The sequence below is a fragment of the Sporosarcina psychrophila genome (genome assembly GCF_001590685.1).
Classification (GTDB): domain Bacteria; phylum Bacillota; class Bacilli; order Bacillales_A; family Planococcaceae; genus Sporosarcina; species Sporosarcina psychrophila.
Genome location: NZ_CP014616.1, coordinates 681,624 through 699,982, shown reverse-complemented (window position 1 = coordinate 699,982; position 18,359 = coordinate 681,624). Strand labels below are relative to the sequence as shown.

At 43.0% G+C, this 18,359-nt stretch carries 14 protein-coding genes and 1 pseudogene; 1 reads left to right on the top strand and 14 read right to left on the bottom strand.

Annotation, left to right across the window (positions count from 1 at the left end; genetic code table 11):
* Positions 1-5 precede the first annotated feature (5 nt).
* From gatB to AZE41_RS03250, 10 genes are all read right to left on the bottom strand, one after another.
* Positions 6-1,436, bottom strand: a complete 1,431-nt coding sequence (gene gatB / locus AZE41_RS03295; protein ID WP_067205631.1) for an Asp-tRNA(Asn)/Glu-tRNA(Gln) amidotransferase subunit GatB — start codon at positions 1,434-1,436, stop codon at positions 6-8.
* 2 nt (positions 1,437-1,438) lie between these two features.
* Complete coding sequence (gene gatA / locus AZE41_RS03290) at positions 1,439-2,902, bottom strand: Asp-tRNA(Asn)/Glu-tRNA(Gln) amidotransferase subunit GatA (RefSeq protein ID WP_067205626.1); 1,464 nt, start codon at positions 2,900-2,902, stop codon at positions 1,439-1,441.
* Positions 2,903-2,927: 25 nt separating this feature from the next.
* The gene (gene gatC / locus AZE41_RS03285; RefSeq protein WP_067205624.1) at positions 2,928-3,215 is read right to left on the bottom strand and encodes an Asp-tRNA(Asn)/Glu-tRNA(Gln) amidotransferase subunit GatC; all 288 of its coding nucleotides are present in this window, start codon (positions 3,213-3,215) and stop codon (positions 2,928-2,930) included.
* A 73-nt stretch (positions 3,216-3,288) separates the two neighbouring features.
* Positions 3,289-4,419 (bottom strand): CamS family sex pheromone protein, encoded by a 1,131-nt coding sequence (locus AZE41_RS03280; protein WP_335339512.1) that lies wholly within the window; start codon positions 4,417-4,419, stop codon positions 3,289-3,291.
* 4 nt (positions 4,420-4,423) lie between these two features.
* Positions 4,424-6,436 (bottom strand): NAD-dependent DNA ligase LigA, encoded by a 2,013-nt coding sequence (gene ligA / locus AZE41_RS03275; RefSeq protein WP_067205618.1) that lies wholly within the window; start codon positions 6,434-6,436, stop codon positions 4,424-4,426.
* A 23-nt stretch (positions 6,437-6,459) separates the two neighbouring features.
* Positions 6,460-8,697 (bottom strand): DNA helicase PcrA, encoded by a 2,238-nt coding sequence (gene pcrA / locus AZE41_RS03270; protein ID WP_067205617.1) that lies wholly within the window; start codon positions 8,695-8,697, stop codon positions 6,460-6,462.
* Positions 8,698-8,749: 52 nt separating this feature from the next.
* Entirely contained in the window at positions 8,750-9,442 is a 693-nt protein-coding gene (gene pcrB, locus AZE41_RS03265) for a heptaprenylglyceryl phosphate synthase (protein WP_067205615.1), read from the bottom strand.
* A 107-nt stretch (positions 9,443-9,549) separates the two neighbouring features.
* Positions 9,550-9,870 (bottom strand): YerC/YecD family TrpR-related protein, encoded by a 321-nt coding sequence (locus tag AZE41_RS03260; RefSeq protein WP_067205613.1) that lies wholly within the window; start codon positions 9,868-9,870, stop codon positions 9,550-9,552.
* Between the two features lie 27 nt (positions 9,871-9,897).
* Complete coding sequence (locus tag AZE41_RS03255) at positions 9,898-10,962, bottom strand: DUF3048 domain-containing protein (protein ID WP_231885759.1); 1,065 nt, start codon at positions 10,960-10,962, stop codon at positions 9,898-9,900.
* A gap of 9 nt (positions 10,963-10,971) precedes the next feature.
* Complete coding sequence (locus AZE41_RS03250) at positions 10,972-12,690, bottom strand: adenine deaminase C-terminal domain-containing protein (RefSeq protein ID WP_067205610.1); 1,719 nt, start codon at positions 12,688-12,690, stop codon at positions 10,972-10,974.
* A gap of 437 nt (positions 12,691-13,127) precedes the next feature.
* On the opposite strand from AZE41_RS03250, the gene AZE41_RS03245 reads away from it, so the two are divergent.
* Positions 13,128-13,820 carry a class I SAM-dependent methyltransferase gene (locus AZE41_RS03245; protein ID WP_067205607.1) on the top strand — a complete coding sequence of 231 codons (693 nt, stop codon included), beginning with the start codon at positions 13,128-13,130 and terminating at the stop codon, positions 13,818-13,820.
* A gap of 135 nt (positions 13,821-13,955) precedes the next feature.
* Here the strand turns inward: AZE41_RS03245 and AZE41_RS03240 are convergent, their stop codons facing one another.
* The 4 genes and pseudogenes from AZE41_RS03240 to purD all read right to left on the bottom strand — a co-directional run bounded on the left by AZE41_RS03240 (position 13,956) and on the right by purD (position 18,353).
* Entirely contained in the window at positions 13,956-14,666 is a 711-nt protein-coding gene (locus tag AZE41_RS03240) for an ABC transporter permease (RefSeq protein ID WP_067205604.1), read from the bottom strand.
* Positions 14,663-15,511, bottom strand: a pseudogene (locus AZE41_RS03235) (ABC transporter ATP-binding protein). The gene AZE41_RS03240 and the pseudogene AZE41_RS03235 overlap by 4 nt, the downstream one beginning before the upstream one ends.
* A gap of 119 nt (positions 15,512-15,630) precedes the next feature.
* Complete coding sequence (locus tag AZE41_RS03230; RefSeq protein WP_067205601.1) at positions 15,631-16,668, bottom strand: LytTR family transcriptional regulator DNA-binding domain-containing protein; 1,038 nt, start codon at positions 16,666-16,668, stop codon at positions 15,631-15,633.
* A 425-nt stretch (positions 16,669-17,093) separates the two neighbouring features.
* Positions 17,094-18,353 (bottom strand): phosphoribosylamine--glycine ligase, encoded by a 1,260-nt coding sequence (gene purD, locus AZE41_RS03225; protein ID WP_067205598.1) that lies wholly within the window; start codon positions 18,351-18,353, stop codon positions 17,094-17,096.
* Between the last annotated feature and the right edge of the window lie 6 nt (positions 18,354-18,359).

Below are 18,359 nucleotides of genomic sequence, written 5' to 3'. Positions count from 1 at the left end.
TCTAGTTACCTCTTCGCAATTTCCTCAAGAAGAATTTTATTAACGAGTGGCGGGTTTGCCTGCCCTTTCGTCGCTTTCATAATTTGACCAACGAGGAAGCCTACTGCGCGCTCTTTCCCGTTTTTATAGTCTTCAATCGATTGTTCATTTGCATCTAATGTTTCAGTGACGATTGTTCGAAGCGTGCCTTCATCAGAAATTTGGACAAGCCCTTTTTCTTTGACGATGTCTGCTGCATTTCCGCCGTTATCAATCAATTCCTTGAACACTTTTTTCGCGATTTTAGATGAAATTGTACCATCTGTAATCAGCTTAATCATACTGGCAAGTCCTTCAGGCGTTAATGCCGTAGCATCAAGTTCTTTTGCCTCTGCATTTAGATAAGCTGAAACTTCACCCATAAGCCAGTTAGATGCAAGCTTCGCATCCGCTCCCGCCGAAACAGTTGCTTCGAAGAAATCAGACATATCTTTTGTCAGTGTCAATACCATCGCATCGTAAGCAGGTAAGTCAAGGTCGTTGATATAACGGTCCTTACGAGCGTCCGGAAGTTCTGGAATTTCAGCACGAACACGTGCCATCCATGCCTCATCGATATGAATATCTGTCAAATCAGGTTCAGGAATAAAGCGATAATCATTCGCTGGACCTTTGACGCGCATAAGAATTGTTTTACCTGTTGCTTCATCGTAACGGCGTGTTTGCTGTTCGATTTTACCACCGGATAATAAAACTTCTTCTTGACGATCCACTTCATATGCGATTCCTCTACGAACGAAGTTGAATGAGTTCAAGTTTTTCAATTCCGTTTTCGTTCCAAATTCCTCTTGTCCAAACGGACGGATAGAAATGTTGGCGTCACAACGGAGTGATCCTTCTTCCATACGGACATCGGAAACACCTGTGTATTGAATGATAGCTTTCAATTTTTCAAGGAAAGCATACGCTTCTTCAGGAGACCGTACATCAGCTTCAGTTACAATTTCAATTAATGGTACACCTTGCCTGTTTAAGTCAACAAGCGAGTGACCTTCATCGGTATGTGTTAATTTCCCTGCATCTTCTTCAAGGTGAACGCGTTCAATACGAATCTTTTTCTTTTTACCATCAACTTCGATTTCTACCCAACCGTTTGCACCAATTGGACGGTCATCTTGAGAGATTTGGTAAGCTTTCGGATTATCGGGATAGAAGTAATGCTTACGGTCGAAATTAGTAATAGGCGCAATTTCACAGTTAAGTGCCATTGCAGCTTTCATACCGAAATCAACTGCTTGTTCGTTCATCACCGGTAATACACCTGGATAAGCCAAGTCAATCACATGAATGTTCATGTTTGGTTCCGCACCAAAATGTGCATGAGCTGGGGACATGATTTTCGAATTTGTTTTAAGTTCTACGTGGACTTCAAGTCCTACTACTGTTTCAAAGTTCATTATTATTTCCCCTCCCATATGACTGGAGTTTGTGTATGGAAATCAGTCGCTTGTTCGTAAGCATGTGCAACTTTGTAGAGTGTCGCTTCATCGTAATGTTTCCCGATAATTTGAAGACCAAGTGGAAGTCCATTCGAAAATCCGCATGGAACCGAAATTGCCGGTACACCCGCAAGGTTAATCGGAACTGTTAAAATGTCGTTTGCATACAGCGTCAACGGATCTTCTAGTTTTTCACCAATTTTATAAGCCGTTGTCGCAGATGAAGGTCCGATGATTACATCGTATTTTTCGAAAAGAGTAGCAAAGTCTTGTGCAATGAGTGTACGTACTTTTTGCGATTTCACATATAAACCACCGTGTTGAGCTGCACCTAATGAATACATACCGAATAAAATACGTTTTTTCACTTCATTGCCAAAAGCTTCAGAACGTGTACGCGCGTATAATTCTTCAAGATCCTTGACGCCTTCAGCACGATAACCGTAACGAATCCCGTCAAAACGAGCAAGATTCGATGATGCTTCAGAAGATGATATGACATAGTAGACTTCAGATGCATACTTCGAATGTGGAAGTGAAACTTCTTCCCACTCGGCACCAAGTGATTCGAGTACTTTGAGCGCTTCCAATACTGCATTTTTCGCTTCTTCAGATACACCTTCACCTAAATACTCGGCTGGAACGCCGATTTTTAAGCCTTTGATGTCGCCGGTTAGTGCAGCACGGAAATCAGGAACAGCCTGCGGAGATGTAGATGAATCTTTTGCATCTAAGCCTGCAATTGCACTTAGTAGCAATGCATTGTCTTCAACGTTGCGCGTAATCGGACCAATTTGGTCTAGTGATGATGCGAAAGCAACAAGACCTGAACGAGACACGCGACCGTATGTTGGCTTCATGCCGACAACGCCACAGAATGCAGCGGGTTGACGGACAGAGCCGCCTGTATCTGAACCAAGTGCGAATGCTACTTCGCCGGCTGCAACTGCCGCCGCCGAACCGCCTGATGAACCTCCGGGAACGTAATCAAGATTCCATGGATTATGTGTCGTTTGGAATGCAGATCTTTCTGTCGTCGATCCCATCGCAAATTCATCCATATTCAGTTTCCCGATTGTTACCATTCCTGCTTCATTGATTTTATCAACCACTGTCGCATCGTAAACTGGTACGAAGCCTTCAAGCATCTTACTAGCAGCAGTTGTAACAATGCCTTTTGTAACGATATTATCTTTCAGACCGATCGGTAACCCGAATAGAGGTCCCCGTCCTTCTAATGGCTGGTTGTCCAATTCTTCCGCTTTAGCGAGTGCCTGTTCGCCATTTGTTGAGAGGAAAGCTTGTACTTTTCCATCCATCTTTTCAATACGGGCTAGTGACTCCTCCGTCAGTTCTTTGACAGATACTTCCCGATTATGTAATAGCGACTGAAGTTCTGTTGCCGTCTTTTCAAATAACGTCATTTTTCTTCCTCCTTAAATCCATTCATCAAATGATAGTCGGCACTTTGATTTGTCCGTCTTCATGCTCTTTCACGCTCTTCAGCATCTCTTCCCTGTCAAGTGCGTCTGTCGGAATATCCTTACGTAATACATTGAAAAGCGGTAGTGGATGTGTCATTGGAGCAATCTGCTCAGTGTCCACTTCTTCTAGTTTAATGGAAAATCCAATCATATCTTCGAGTTGCTCAGCAAACATTTCTGCCTCAGCGTCTGTCATAGCAATCCTTGCAAGACCTGCGTGACGTTTCACTTCATCTATCGTCAATTGTGTCATTGTTTCTCCTCCTCCTCTTTGAATTGTACGGTTAATCATATCATCTTCCTATTATGATGAAAAGTTATGTTGATCAATAGCCGTAAATATGAACGAATGGCTTATCATTATCTGCCTCTTTCACGATTAATGCTTCCGGTCCATTGACGGACGTTATACTTACTTCTGTATGCACATTCGGGAAATGTTGATTAACGAGTGACGTCATATATTGCGTGAAACCGATCGTTTCACTTGTACCAAAGAATTGGATTGGTACTTTTATTTCAAGCGACTTTAAGTTGTTGTCTTTATAAAATCCGGTGCCTATGACGTTGACGAAACTCGGGAAATACGCATCGATATCCTGTTTAAAGCTATCAAATGTAGTATTCATTTCCCTATATTCGCCATTCGCAGAAGACGCTGGGAAAACAACATACTTCTCGTTAACTACTTTCCAACCTGTCGGTGCCGATTGCCCTTTTCCAGCGATGGCTGTTGCAAAATAAGTGCCCGGGACAATGGAGTTGCGGCTCTCTTGCTTAAACAGTCCGACAACAATCGGGATATCTGATAGCCCTTCCTGTGTACGCAGCCGCTTTACAACTTCTTCAGCCATTTTCATACCTTGCTTCTCAAGTACCTTATCCGTTATTTTGGTCTCTTTTCCACTTCTCGAATAGCTGGTTGAATTAAGTGCTAGACCGACGGAAATCCCGGCAAGATGGAGTTTCTTGTCATCCGTCATTACGAGGTAGTTCTGTTCGACGATATGGGCCAGATAATTCGGCGCCACTTCCGAGGCTGTCTCTTCGCTCATGCCTTCCTCGATGGGTGGATTCAAACCAGCTTTATTCGCTGAACTTCTTGACAGCCAGGCCTGGGCAGTCTCCTTGTCGATATGTTGCCCTTCCTGAAAGTAATGGTTTTTCGGATTAAAATGCTGATTGGAAAGACGTAAGAGCCCTTCCTCTGCTTCCTGCATATCGTATTTTGTATAGATATTGTTTACGATTAGACCACGACTCGCACTTTTCTTGAAAGAGATAGGTGTCTTGTAAAACTCTTCTTTTAATTGGACATCCGGTATCATGACAGTCTCTTCAATGCTTTCGTCGTTCTCCTGGACGGCTTCCTCTTTCTCCGTTCCGAATGAAGGAAGACACCCTCCAAGTAGAAGAATGGCTGCAAGTCCAGGTAGTATACCTATTTTTCTCATCATATAATTACTCCTTTTCGCCAAGTGCTTCAATCAACTCAGCTTCATTCCACACAGTAATTTCAAGCTCCTCGGCTTTTGCCAATTTCGAGCCGGCGTCTTCCCCTGCAATCACAAGATCTGTCTTTTTACTCACGCTACCACTCACTTTTCCGCCGAATGCTTCGATTTTCTCTTTCGCTTCGCCACGGGTCAAAATGGATAGTTTCCCTGTTAGGACAACAGTCTTGCCAGAAAATAGGCCGTCTGTCGGTACATCTTGCCGCCTGCGTCCTTTATAGGCTGTATTCAATCCGTAAGCCTCCAGCTTTCGAAGCACTTCAAGAACTTTTTCATTGCTAAAATAGGTCGTAATTGAATCGGCTACCTTGTCCCCGATTTCGTGGATGGTTACAAGCCGCTCTGCATCGGCTACCATTAGATCAGCAAGTGTTCCGAACTCCTCCGCAAGTATTGCTGCCGCTTTTTCACCTACATGGCGGATACCTAGTCCAAAGAGCATTTTTTCAAGTGAATTTTCTTTTGATGCTTCAATTGCAGTTAGTAGATTCGAGACGGATTTTTCACCCATCCGTTCGAGTTCAATTAATTGCTCTCTTGTCAGCGTATATAGATCCGAGACGTCGTGGACAAGATCTGCCTTGTACAAAAGGTCAACTACCCGTTCACCAATTCCTTCGATATTCATTGCATTGCGGGACACGAAGTGAATAATGGCTTCTTTCATCTGTGCTGGACATTGTGGATTAACACAACGTATCGCAACTTCTTCCTCGATTCGAACGAGTTCTGAATCACAGACAGGACAGTTCGTTGGCATTTCAAAAGGTACTTCATCGCCAGTGCGTTTTTCCACAATTGCAGCGACTACCTCCGGAATAATATCTCCTGCTTTTCGGATAATAACTGTGTCGCCGATTCGAACGTCTTTTTCTTTAATGAGATCCTCATTATGCAACGATGCGCGTCCTACAGTCGATCCCGCGACAAGAACTGGTTGAAGTATAGCTGTTGGAGTCACTACACCTGTTCTGCCAACACTAAGCTCTATATCTAGCAACGTTGTGACGACTTCCTCAGCGGGAAACTTGTAAGCAGTCGCCCATTTCGGACTTTTCGCCGTAAATCCAAGCTGTTCCTGATCCTCAAAGTTATCGACTTTTACAACAATCCCGTCGATTTCATAGTCAAGAGCGGAACGGCTTTCCCCCCACTCCCCAACATAGTCAATCACTTCTTCAATTGTGGCGCATCGCTTGCGTTCTTTGTTCGTTTCAAAGCCAAGCGCAGCAAGGTAATCTAGTGAGTCTGAATGACTATCTTGTCCGAATAAACTTCCATCGCCACCGATTCCATAAACGAATATCGCCAAATTTCGGCTCGCCGCTATTTTTGGATCGAGTTGGCGAAGTGAGCCTGCCGCCGCGTTACGTGGATTGGCGAACGGCTCATCGCCGGCTTCGTCGCGCATTGCATTCAATTTCACGAACGATTGCTTCGGCATATAAGCCTCGCCGCGAACTTCAATCGCAACAGATTCTTTCAGTCGAAGTGGGATTGTCCGGATTGTTTTTAAACTTGCCGTTATATCTTCCCCGACCGTACCATCTCCACGAGTTGAGCCCTGTACAAACTTTCCGTCGACATATCTGAGCGAAATAGCAAGCCCATCTATTTTTAGTTCACAAATATACGAAACATCGTGTCCTGCTGCCGCCTTAACACGCCTGTCAAATTCTCTCAAATCTTCTTCATTGAATGCATTCGATAGACTAAGCATCGGAAACTCGTGAACGACTTTTCCAAATCCCTTCAGTATCTCTCCACCTACACGCTGTGAGGGGGAGTCCGGATAAATGAGGTCAGGATTTTCCGCTTCAATCGACAACAGTTCCTGCATATATTGGTCATAGATTGCGTCGGAAGTAAGCGGTTTATCAAGCGAATAATAAGCATGACCATACTGATGAAGCAGGTTATTCAATTCTTCCACCCGTTTTTCGAGTTCAAGTCGATCCATCGATTTTTTCTCTCCTTCAGCCATCATGCTTTTTCAATTGGTGCAAATTTTGCTAAGAGACGTTTGACTCCGACTGGATTTGGAAATGCGATGTCCAGTTCTACTTCTTCGCCTGTCCCTTTTACGCTGACAATCATGCCGGTTCCCCACTTTTTGTGAACCGCTTTGTCGCCAGGGCTCCATCCCATTTTGTCTCCACCACTGGTATTATATACAGGCTTTTTAACAGCAGATCGCACAGGTGCTTCATTACGTGCTTTGGATCCGCCTCCAATGGAGAATCCGGAATCTCTTGAAACAATTTCCGTAATGTCATCCGAAATTTCTGCAATGAAACGTGAAGGGCTATTATAGCTCGCACGTCCATAAAGCGTGCGGTACGATGCGGAAGTTAGATAGAGTTTTTGCTCTGCACGCGTGATTCCCACATACGCAAGACGCCTTTCTTCTTCCATCTCCTCGTCATCTCCCATTGAACGGGAGTGCGGAAAGACGTTTTCTTCCATTCCGATGATGAAGACAACAGGAAATTCAAGACCTTTGGCGGCGTGCATCGTCATAAGGACAATTTTCTCTGTAGATTTGTTCTCTTCTTTATCAAGTGAATCAATATCTGCGATGAGCGCAAGATCTGTCAGGAAGGCGACTAATGATTTGTCACCTGTATCTTCTTCTGCACGTTTTTCAAAAGCTTCCGTTACAGATAAAAACTCTTCGATATTTTCCAGACGACTTTCTGACTCAATTGTTTTTTCACGATGAAGCATTTCGCGGTAACCCGATTTATCAAGTATTTGCTCAACAAGTTCAGTCACCGATAAGTATTCCTGCATTCGAGTAAATCCTGCGATCAGCTCACGGAACTTGGCAACTTCATTTGCAGCTCTTGACGTAATGCCCATAAAGTCAACTTCTTGTAATGCGTCAAAAATGGAGCGGTCATGTTCAATTGCAAAGCGCGCCATTTTATCGAATGAAGTAGCACCAATACTGCGCTTTGGTTCATTAATAATCCGGGCCAGTGCAAGATCATCGTCATTGTTGGATACGAGTTTTAAATATGCAAGCAAGTCTTTAATCTCTTTCCGTTCATAAAACTTCGTGCCACCAACAATTGTGTAATCGAGATTGGATTTCACAAGATATTCCTCGATAACGCGCGACTGAGCATTTGTACGATACAAAACTGCAAATTGGTCGAGTTTTAGTTTCTCCTGCTCTTGCAATTCAATAACTTTACCTACGACAAACTGCGATTCATCTTTTTCATCGCTTGCTTTGTAGACATAAATTGAATCGCCTTCTTCATTATCTGTGCGTAGCTTTTTATCATAGCGGCTCTTGTTATTTGTTATGACGTCGTTCGCTGCCTGTAAGATGCGTTGTGTCGAACGATAGTTTTGTTCAAGCATAATCATTTCGGCATTTTTATAGTCTTTTTCAAAGGACAGAATATTGCCGATGTCCGCACCGCGCCATCTATAGATAGATTGGTCAGAGTCTCCAACAACACATAAGTTTTTAAATTTAGCCGCCAGCATATTAACAAGCCTATACTGTGCGTTATTTGTATCCTGGTATTCATCCACATGAATGTATTGGAATTTGTTTTGATAAAATTCAAGGACATCTGGTACACGTTCGAATAAGACCAACGTCATCATGATTAAATCGTCAAAATCAAATGATTGGTTTTTACGCAACCGCTTTGCATAGCCATCATAGACGTCTGCAATCGTTTTTTCATAGGGGTTATGAGGGTTGATTTGTGCGCGGTACATTTCTGCATCAATACACTCGTTTTTCGCTGAGCTAATAGCATTCAGCATTGAACGTGGTTCGTATTGTTTCGCATCAAGGTTCAACGTTTTCAAAACGCTTTTAATGACCGACAATTGATCGGCTGAATCGAGAATCGAAAATGATGTTGAAATACCGATTCGATCAACGTTACGTCGCAGTATTCGGACACACATTGAGTGGAATGTCGAAACCCACATCCGCTCGCCTGTGCCAGCACCAAGCAGTCCATCAATACGGTCACGCATTTCACGTGCCGCTTTGTTAGTGAATGTAATCGCGAGAATATTGGAAGGATAAATGTTTTTCTCAACGACGAGATAGGCAATCCGATGTGTTAGGACACGTGTTTTACCAGAGCCAGCACCCGCCATAATAAGCAGTGCACCTTCTGTTTTCTTCACTGCGCGAGCTTGTTCTGGGTTCATACCTATAAGTAAGTCTTCTGCTATTTTATTCATCTATTATCGCCCTCTCGGAACATTTGTTCTTTTATTATACACTGATTTGGCCTTAACGGGAAACCGATTTCACCGCGTCTACTGTTCCCAATGCCGCCTTGAAATCTTCATAGATGACGTTACCAACGATAATTGTATCCGCAATTTCAGCCATCTTTTTAGCATCTTCACCATTCCTAATGCCGCCTCCATAAAATAGGCGAGTTTTTTCGAGCACGCGTGATGCTGCTTCTACTATTTTAGGATCACCATACATACCGCTGTACTCCAGATAAAAAATGGGTAATTTGAAAAGATGTTCTGCCATGCGAGCATAAGCGACGACATCCTCTTCGTTCGGAACTTCTGTCACTCCAGTCAATTTCGCCGCTTTACAATCGGGGTTCATAATGCAATACCCTTCCGGTTGAATTTCATCCCAGTCCATCATATGCCCATATTCACGAAGCGCGGAATGATGAAGTCCATTAATCCATTCGACTTTCGTTGAGTTAAGCACCGTTGGGATGAAATAATAATCAAAACCCGGTGTCACTGAGTCAACTGTCGATATCTCAAGTGCAACTGAAACGGAATACCTTCTAATTCGGACGAGCAAATCGAGTACGTTATCGAGCGTCACTCCATCTGTTCCACCAACAATAATTCCATCTGTTCCTGACTCTGCAAGCAGTTCCAATTGTTCGTCTGTCACTGTTTTTTCAGGATCTAATTTAAAGGCATGACGCCATGTAGTGAAATCCATGTTTGACCACCCAATCTTATAATGTACGTTTCTCTAGTATACCAAAAAAACCGGACAGATTCTTTCCCTGTCCGGTTCTAACTAAAAGCGTAAGGCACCTGAAGTGCTTATTTAGTCTCCGCTTCCTCTTCATTCACTTGCGGATAGAGGCGTCCAAGTACTTTTCCATACCCGCCAGAGCCGTAATCCACACAGCGTCGTACTCTTGAGATAGTTGCAGTACTGGCACCTGTCTCACCTTGTATCTTATCGTACGTCTTCTTCATCATAAGCATTTGCGCCACTTCCAAGCGTTGGGCGAGTGACTGCAATTCACTTATCGTGACGAGATCATCAAAGAATTCATAACATTCATCGAGGTCTTTTAATTCGAGCATTGCTTTAAATAGTTGGTCCGTCTGATGACCACGGATTTTGTCGATTTGCATATGTCTCCCTCTCTCTGAATGAATTTCTTAAGGGGTATATGTGACAGACGTTTCCATTCCAGGTTGAGTCGAAACGATGTGAATCCACGTTTTACCCGGAACAAGTTTCGCAGGAACACCATTTTCCATCGGTGTTAGGATTCCGTCAATATTTTCCCATTCGATTTCCTTTTCAATACCTGCATGGAACATCATACCTCTACCGCCCGATTCAATATCGACTGACTGTCTGCCGACGTTATCAATTGTACGATGGGCTGTTTCGAATATAAGTATATTAGACAGTTCCACTGGCTTTTCGTTGGATTTATCGACTGTTAGGATCCCTTTTACCATTCTATTGTACGTTCCTTTTTCGGCATCGTAGGAATACGTGCTTGTAAAGTCCGGGTCTGTGCCATAACGAACAACAAGCATCGATGCGATATCCCCTATTTTAGCACCTTCTATCGAATCTAGGAAAGAAAATGCCGGTATTACGGACAATTCTATCGACGAATTGGTTTTCTCCATACCTGCTAGCACATTATCTTTCGTTATATACGAATTATGCGGAGCTCTTCGTTCTTTGGAGCGATTGAAAAGCGTTCCATCATATTGCATACCGTTTATATTATCCACGAAACGATTTTGCAGCATTTGTTTGGCATCTGGGCTATATCCGTGCGCCACGTAAAATGCGTCAAGTCCTTTTGAGATTTGGACAAAGTAATCCCTCGCACTGCGGATAGGACCGATTTCTTCAGGTAGCTCACTTTGAAATAATGCCAAAAGCCTTGTAATGTTGCCTTCTGCTGCAAGTTCATAGACAATATCTGCATCACTAATGCCTGATTGTGGTCTTGCAAGCGGATGATTGTTAATCGTCATCAGAACTGCGCGACGGGTACTTTCCTCTTCTGATAGAACACCAGTGAACGGTTCTTTATACAAGGTTGGCCCCTGTACAGGTTCTTCTTCAACGATTACTTCTTCCTCTTCCTCTATCGGCTCGGGTACAACGTCCTCCGCCTTCTCTTCTTTTGAACACGCCGCTAACAGCAACATTAAGATAGCTATGTACAATAGCCACCCTCTCATTTTCTTCTCCATTTACGCCTCCTATCTTCCGGTTACCGGAACAATCATTTCTTTTTTCATAACATCGTACAGCCCCATCTGTGTGATGCGTATGTACGGTAAATGTGTTGATTGCAAGAAAAGCAACGTATAGACTGCATCGCCTTTCGTGTAACCACGATCTGCCAGTGCCTTTTTCAATTCTATCTCCTGCTCAATCAATTTTTGAACCGGTTCTGCCGATAAACCGCCACCGATTGCCAGTGGAAGAGTCGCGACGATACCACCGTTTTCCGAGAGCACCATACCGCCACCGATTCGTTTAATTTCCTTAAAGGCATTGTGCATTTCTTTTTTATCTTTGCCGATTAAGATAATATCCCCTGTATTTGAATACGAAGACGCAAAGCCTTGAATTCCTGTTGCGAACCCTTTAATAATTGTATTGACATGCCATTTTCCATTTCTATCGAGAAGCATAAGGAAACTTTCATCGTGATCATCCGCAAGTTTATCGACCTTTGTGTCAATCGTCACATTATACGGTTTTGTAATGACATCGTTAAGCATTTCGATACCAACCGGATTGTCAAATATGAAATCCGATTCATCAAGTTCGAAATTCGGTGCGAACGCTTCAACAAACGACCAATCAATGGTTGGGAAAGGTTCCGTCGATTCATTTTCACGTTTCAACCATTTTCCTTTGGATAAAACATCCGTCGGCACTGGATTGTACTCATCCTCCAGAATATTTAGCGTTGCAAAACGACCTGTCGCAATGAATCCGTGTAAATCGGTCATATCATAATAGCGCGCAACGTTATAAGATGCCATCTGGTATGCATCAATTGGCGGAACCCCCGCTTCAAGCGCAGCACGGATACATTTATCCATTACGCCATCGAGGTGAAATGAAGGCGTCGATCCGTCCGTCGTCATCATCAAGTGATCAAACACATTTAATTCTTTGGCAACAATGTCTTTTAATAAATGTGGAAGATCCGGACGAATGGATGAATAGCGTAGGGTCACTCCATACCCGTGCAGTAGCCGTGCCTCTACCTCTTCTATCGTCATCGCTTCATGATCACCGTCTGTTCCAAGAAGACGCATCCGTGCCAACGTCCGCTCAGAGGCACCAGGGAAATGCCCTTCTATTTTCTTGCCCCCTATTTTTGCAGCATTTACAGAGGCGACCATATTGGGTTCCCCTGTCATGAGCCGTGGCCAACCCGTCAACTCTCCGCCCACCAATACTTCTGGACGTTCAATCCACTCTTTAATAGAAGCTAGATTAAACAATTCAGCCTCCTTCTGTAGAATCGTCTGTGAATCAAACCGTGCCCACCAGTAAAATGAAAACGGTAATTTATTTAACTCATCAAGCAGCCCAAACGATGTTTCGTTATCAAGAGACATGAATAATATAAGATTATCCGAAATGAATGTCGTTGTCCCAAGCCGCGATGCATAATCTGCAAACGTCCGCGGGTTGTACAATTGAAACGGATGAACATGCGGTTCAATATAACCAGGAACAATTTTCTTCCCTGTAGCATCGAAGATTTCGGCGCCTTCTGTCATTACCGGCATTTCCTTCCCGGCGTACACAATCCGATCGCCAGCAATCCAAATGTTGCCTGTCACCCATTTTTTATAGATTGAATGTAAATATTCTGCATTAGTAATAATGAGGTCCGGCGCCTTCTTGCCGTCGATCATATGTAGTTGGTCTTTTATTTCTTTAGGCTCCCACATGATACACTCTCCCTTTAACTGAACTATTCATACTATTTATCGTAGCATAGCATTGAGGAAATAAATAGGGAGTTCGGTAGACATTTTTTGTTATTTCGGACAAACGAGGAGTTCATATTGAGGCGGGCGTTGTGAAGTTTACACTGAACGTTGTTAACTTTTGATATTCTGTTGTCTACTTTTGAGGTAACGTTGCGAACTTCTTGATACGTTGCATGCTTTCTCAACTTTGTTGTTTAGTTTACGCGGTGTGTTGTTTACTTCTGGAGATACGTTGCATAATTCTTGATACGTTGCATACTTTCTCAACTTTGTTGTTTAGTTTACGTAGCGCGTTGTTTACTTTCAGAGATACGTTGCGAACCTTTCCTCAGTAAAAGGGTTCCGACACCTTTTGACGAAATAGTATAGTATTACAATCGATTGGATTTGATAAAATGACCGACAAGATGCAGTTTGATAAAGAGATGGCCGCAGAATATGACAGAGGAGTGCGCCGAACGTTGCCTACCTACGATTCGATGTTCAAACTTGTACAGGCTTATCTTCGAGCAAACATAACACAACAAGAAAGTGTATTGATAATTGGAGCGGGTGGCGGCAATGAACTTGCTACGTTAGGACCAACTAATCCCGCGTGGACATTTACAGCAGTAGATCCCGCACCACCAATGCTTGATTTCGCGCGAATGAAAGCAATTGACTTGAAGATAGATGACCGTGTGGAATTCATCGAAGGAACTGTCGATGATGTAACAGAAGAGAAACTGTTCGGGGCTGCAACCTGTATGCTCGTCCTCCATTTCATTGAAGATATCGATGAAAAAAGGATCCTATTGAAAAAGATCCGACATCATCTATCACCTGGTGCTCCATTCGTTATGGCGTCCATGTACGGGAACCCGAGCGACCCCTCATTTAATGAGCTATTCGCTCTATGGAAAGCGTACTGGTTGGATTCAACAAATTTAACTGAAACAGAGGTAAATGAAATGGAGAAAACAGTAAGGAAGCTTTCCTTTATTCCTGAAGAGGAGATTGTACTTTTGCTAAGGGAAGCTGGATTTGGGAACATCGCTAAGTTCTTCACGACGAATATGTTTGGTGGGTGGATTTGTAAGGCGGAGTAGATGGTCAATAAAAACTCCATTGAATCCGCTGTGGCGCTTGGGGATGCCTCCCACGATAAGCCTGATAGAAAATCACTATCAGTCTTATCGCTTCGGCTACCCCAGTAAGGCGCCTTCGCTGGAGAGTGGATAGGATCAATCTATTCTTTTTTTCTTGAACACAATAATTGTTAAAACAAAAATACCGAGAATCCAAAGTGCAATGATGCCAAAATTCAACCAAACTCCGCCAAATCCAATTCCACTTTCAACCTTGACTGCAATGTCCGTAAGTTGTGCATTCGGCGTATAACCCATCGCTTTCAATATAGGGTATTTGTCTGCAAACATCGTAGCCATTGATCCAAATCCGAATACAAGCATAAAGGGCAGAATAATCACAGAAGCTTCCATAACTGATTTAGCAAGTAGGCCGAGAAGTGTCCCCAAACCGATGAAAAACAAACTGGTTAATAGGATTGCACTTGCTATGATGACTACATTATCCGATTTATAGCCGGACAGCATAGCCCCAATTATTATAATCATCATCGTCGCTATCAAGCTTAACAAACTTTTCCCACTGAGTATTTCCAATGTCGAAGCAGGTGACAACATTAACCCGCGCAGCGTATTCTTCTCTTTCTCTTCAGCTATTAAACAACACTGAACAAACGCCCCAACAATGACCATTGAGAAATTGATGATCATATAATGTGCAACAATCGAAATATCATCACTCATCTCGCCCAAAAAAAATGCTAGAACAAGCGGTATAGGCACCGTAACCGAGACAGATGAATTTCTTGAAATATCCTTGAAGTCTTTCTGAAAGATAGCATTTACGCGTTTCATTGAAAAAGTCATGATAATTTCCTCCCTGTCACTTCGACAAAAATATCGCCTAACGTCGGTTCATTTGAATGAATGGCGACCACTTGATTTGACGACATATAGTCGAACATCTTTTGGGCATCCTCAGCTGTACTCTTCAACACGACTTTTTCATTGTTTTTCAACTCTACAGTCATCATTGCATCTGAATAGCGCTTTCTTAACGCCCCTGGCTCATCCATTAGTCTGATCTGTCCTTTGTTTAGAAATGCGACTCGATTACAGAGCAATTCCGCTTCGTTCATATCATGAGTGGTAAGGAAAATTGTTGTCCCGCGGGCTTGCAATTCCCGTAGTCCTTCATGAATATGTTGCGAATTCATTGGATCCAGCGCAGACGTCGGTTCATCAAGAAATAGTAGCTCAGGTTCGTGTAAAAGTGTTCGGGCAAGTATCACACGCTGAAGCATCCCTTTCGACAACTTCGAAACAACTTTTTTCTTTTCTTCTGTTAGATTAACAAGCACTAACACCTCCGCAATTCGTTATTCCGGTACTTCATACAGCACGCAATAAAGCTTCAAGTTATCGTAAATGGATAACCGACTATACAATCCACTGTTGTCCGTCAGTACTCCGATTTTCTTTCTCGATTCACCTTTTTTCATCCCTGAAACCGGTTCTCCAAAGACGGTCGCTTTTCCACTCGTCTGGTTTAATTGACCCGTCAATATTTTAATCGTTGTCGTTTTCCCCGAACCACTCGGACCGAGAAATCCAAAAATCTCTCCCTTTTTAACGTGGAAATTGACGTCTTCAAGTGCCGTCTGATTCGCGAACACTTTCTCCAACGATTGAACTTCGATGATGTTTTCCATTGTTCTCCCCCTGAAATGTACAAGTCGTTGTTTTGTTGTTGCACCTTCAGATTAAGTCGTTTTCAACGCAAAGACAGCATATTTCCATTGAAAAGAGCTTTTTTGGGGGTGAATGGAGCTTATTTCAGGACCAACATCACTTTCAATTCAGCCATTTTTGTTTTTGACAGTGGGATATTCGACTTTTTTTCATCATCTAGAATGAGACTGTAACTGTTCCGTGTCCATGTAATTACCTCGCGAACTTTTTGAAGGTTTACGATATAGGAACGATGGCAACGGAAAAATCCGAAATGCTGCAATCGTTCTTCAAGCTCATTCATCGTGAACATAGTTGGAAATGCTTCCCCGTTAATATGGAGTGAAGACTGTCCATCGTTACTTTCAATATAATCAATTTCAGGTGGATCAAAGAGAACAATTTTCTCATTTACCTTCGTAGGTATTTTTTCAAATCGGACTGGTTGTATTTCTGTTTTATCTATTTCAGCGCTCGCTTCCAAAATTGAAGGAATGTCCTCTTCAAGTTCCCTAGCTATTTGAATTTCATGCAAACCGTTTTCATCCAACTTAAAAACCTTATCCGCTAAATTGACTGCGCTCTCCATATTCCCCGTTAATATTAGTACACTTTTCCCTTTATCACGTAGCTCTTCCAGCATAATAATTAATACGCGCTGTGTTTCGATATCGATGTTTTGGTCGGGTTCTTCAAATATGAACTGCTCAGGATTTTGAATGAGGAGCTTCGCAAATTGGATCCGTCTTTGCTCCGAGTAAGATAATTTCTTTATCCTTACATTTCGCTTCTCTTCAAGGTGAACTTTTCGTAAAATCGTTGCAGTAGATATATCTGCGCTATAAAGTTTACGGTAAAAATTGATCTGTTCAGCAACCGTTAAACGCTCATATAGCCCTTCATTCAGAAATGAAAAACCGATGTCTGAAAGAGTCACCTTTGAAATCTCGACATCATTTATGTATATTTCGCCGTTTAAAATGGGTATCTCCTTTGTAAGCATCTGTAAAAGCGTGTTACGTACATTAAGACTGGAGTAAATTGCCGTTACTTGATTGCTACCACTATGTAAGTTAAATTCGGGAAAAATGAGTGAATCATTTAATCTTTTCTCCACGCCAGTAAATTGCAAACCCATTGTCTCTTCACCTTTCTGGAAAGCATCACCTTAAGTATAAATAATTTGGTAAATTTTTCAACTATATATTCAGCACTACTTATTTGGAATTAACTAAGTGCTATACTTCACCCGTATAACGAACAAATCTAGCGAAGAAGCGACACTAATGAAAGGCAGCCAAATATTGCCGCGTCCTGCGGCAATATTTGGCTGCACACCCGCATCCTGCAGGCGCCGGATCAATAAGACTGACAGTGTTCTTCTGGCGGGCTTATTGTGTAAGGCCATCACCAAGCGACTAAGCGATACAGGAAGAACATTCCATTCGTTAAGTGCTGACTATATACGTATTCTACCGATCCTCCTTTTCTTTATTATCGGATTGGATGTTTCGTAAACGTGAAAAGACCACTAACTCATTACTAAGTTAGTGGTCTTTTCATTTATTCAAACGTACGCCAGCCAATGTCCTGCCTGTAGAAGAATCCGTTCCATTCTAATTGAGACAAGCCTTTATAAACCTCAACCTGCGCTTCTTTCAATGAATCTGCTTTCGCTGTAATGAGGAGTACACGTCCCCCATTACCAACAAACCCTTCGCCATTTGATTTTGTGCCTGCATGGAAGACTTCTAAGTCACGTGCTGACAAAACGTCAAGATCAGGTAATACCGCCCCTTTTACTACATCTCCTGGATATCTATCTGCCGCAATGACAACGCCTAACATCGCTTTGTCATCCCACTTCAAGTCATACGGTTTACCAGCCATAAGTGCAGCCATGAATTCACCAAAGTCAGACGCCATTCGTGGAAGGACGACCTGCGTTTCAGGATCGCCGAAACGAGCGTTGAACTCAATCACTTTCGGGCCCTTGTCAGTCAAAATGAGACCGGCATATAAAATACCAGTAAACGGAGTCCCTTCTGCAGCCATTGCTTCAACAGTCGGAACGACGACTTTATCGTATGCTTCTTTCACAACTGCGTCCGAAATTTGCGGAACGGGTGAATAAGCGCCCATACCACCCGTATTCGGTCCTCTATCACCGTCATAAGCACGCTTATGATCCTGCGCGACAACCATCGGGTAAATTTGACCGTCATGGACAAACGACATGTAAGAGAACTCTTCGCCGTCCAAAAACTCTTCGATAACAACACGTGATGAAGATTCGCCGAATTTCTGGTTGCCAATCATATCGTCGACTGCTTCAAGCGCATCCTCCAGCGTCATCGCAACGATAACACCTTTCCCAGCTGCAAGTCCGTCTGCTTTAACGACAATTGGGGCACCATTTTCTCGGATAAACGCTTTTGCTTCTTCTGCATCGGTAAATGTTCCATACGCAGCCGTTGGAATAGCATACTTTGTCATCAGCTCTTTAGCGAATGACTTACTTCCTTCGATCAACGCCGCCGCTTTCGTCGGACCGAACGCTGTTAATCCACGTTCAGTAAAGTAATCAACAATTCCTTCCCCAAGCGGTTGTTCAGGGCCGACAAATGTCAGGTCTACTTGGTTCTTTTGTGCGAATGAAGCAAGTGCCTCAAAATCCAACGCATCGATTTGCACACATTCAGCATCATTTTTCATGCCATCATTGCCGGGTGCGACAAAAATTTTATTGACTGAAGGGGAGACATTGAACTGTCTGGCAATCGCATGCTCGCGGCCACCGCTCCCGATAACGAGTATATTCAATGCAAT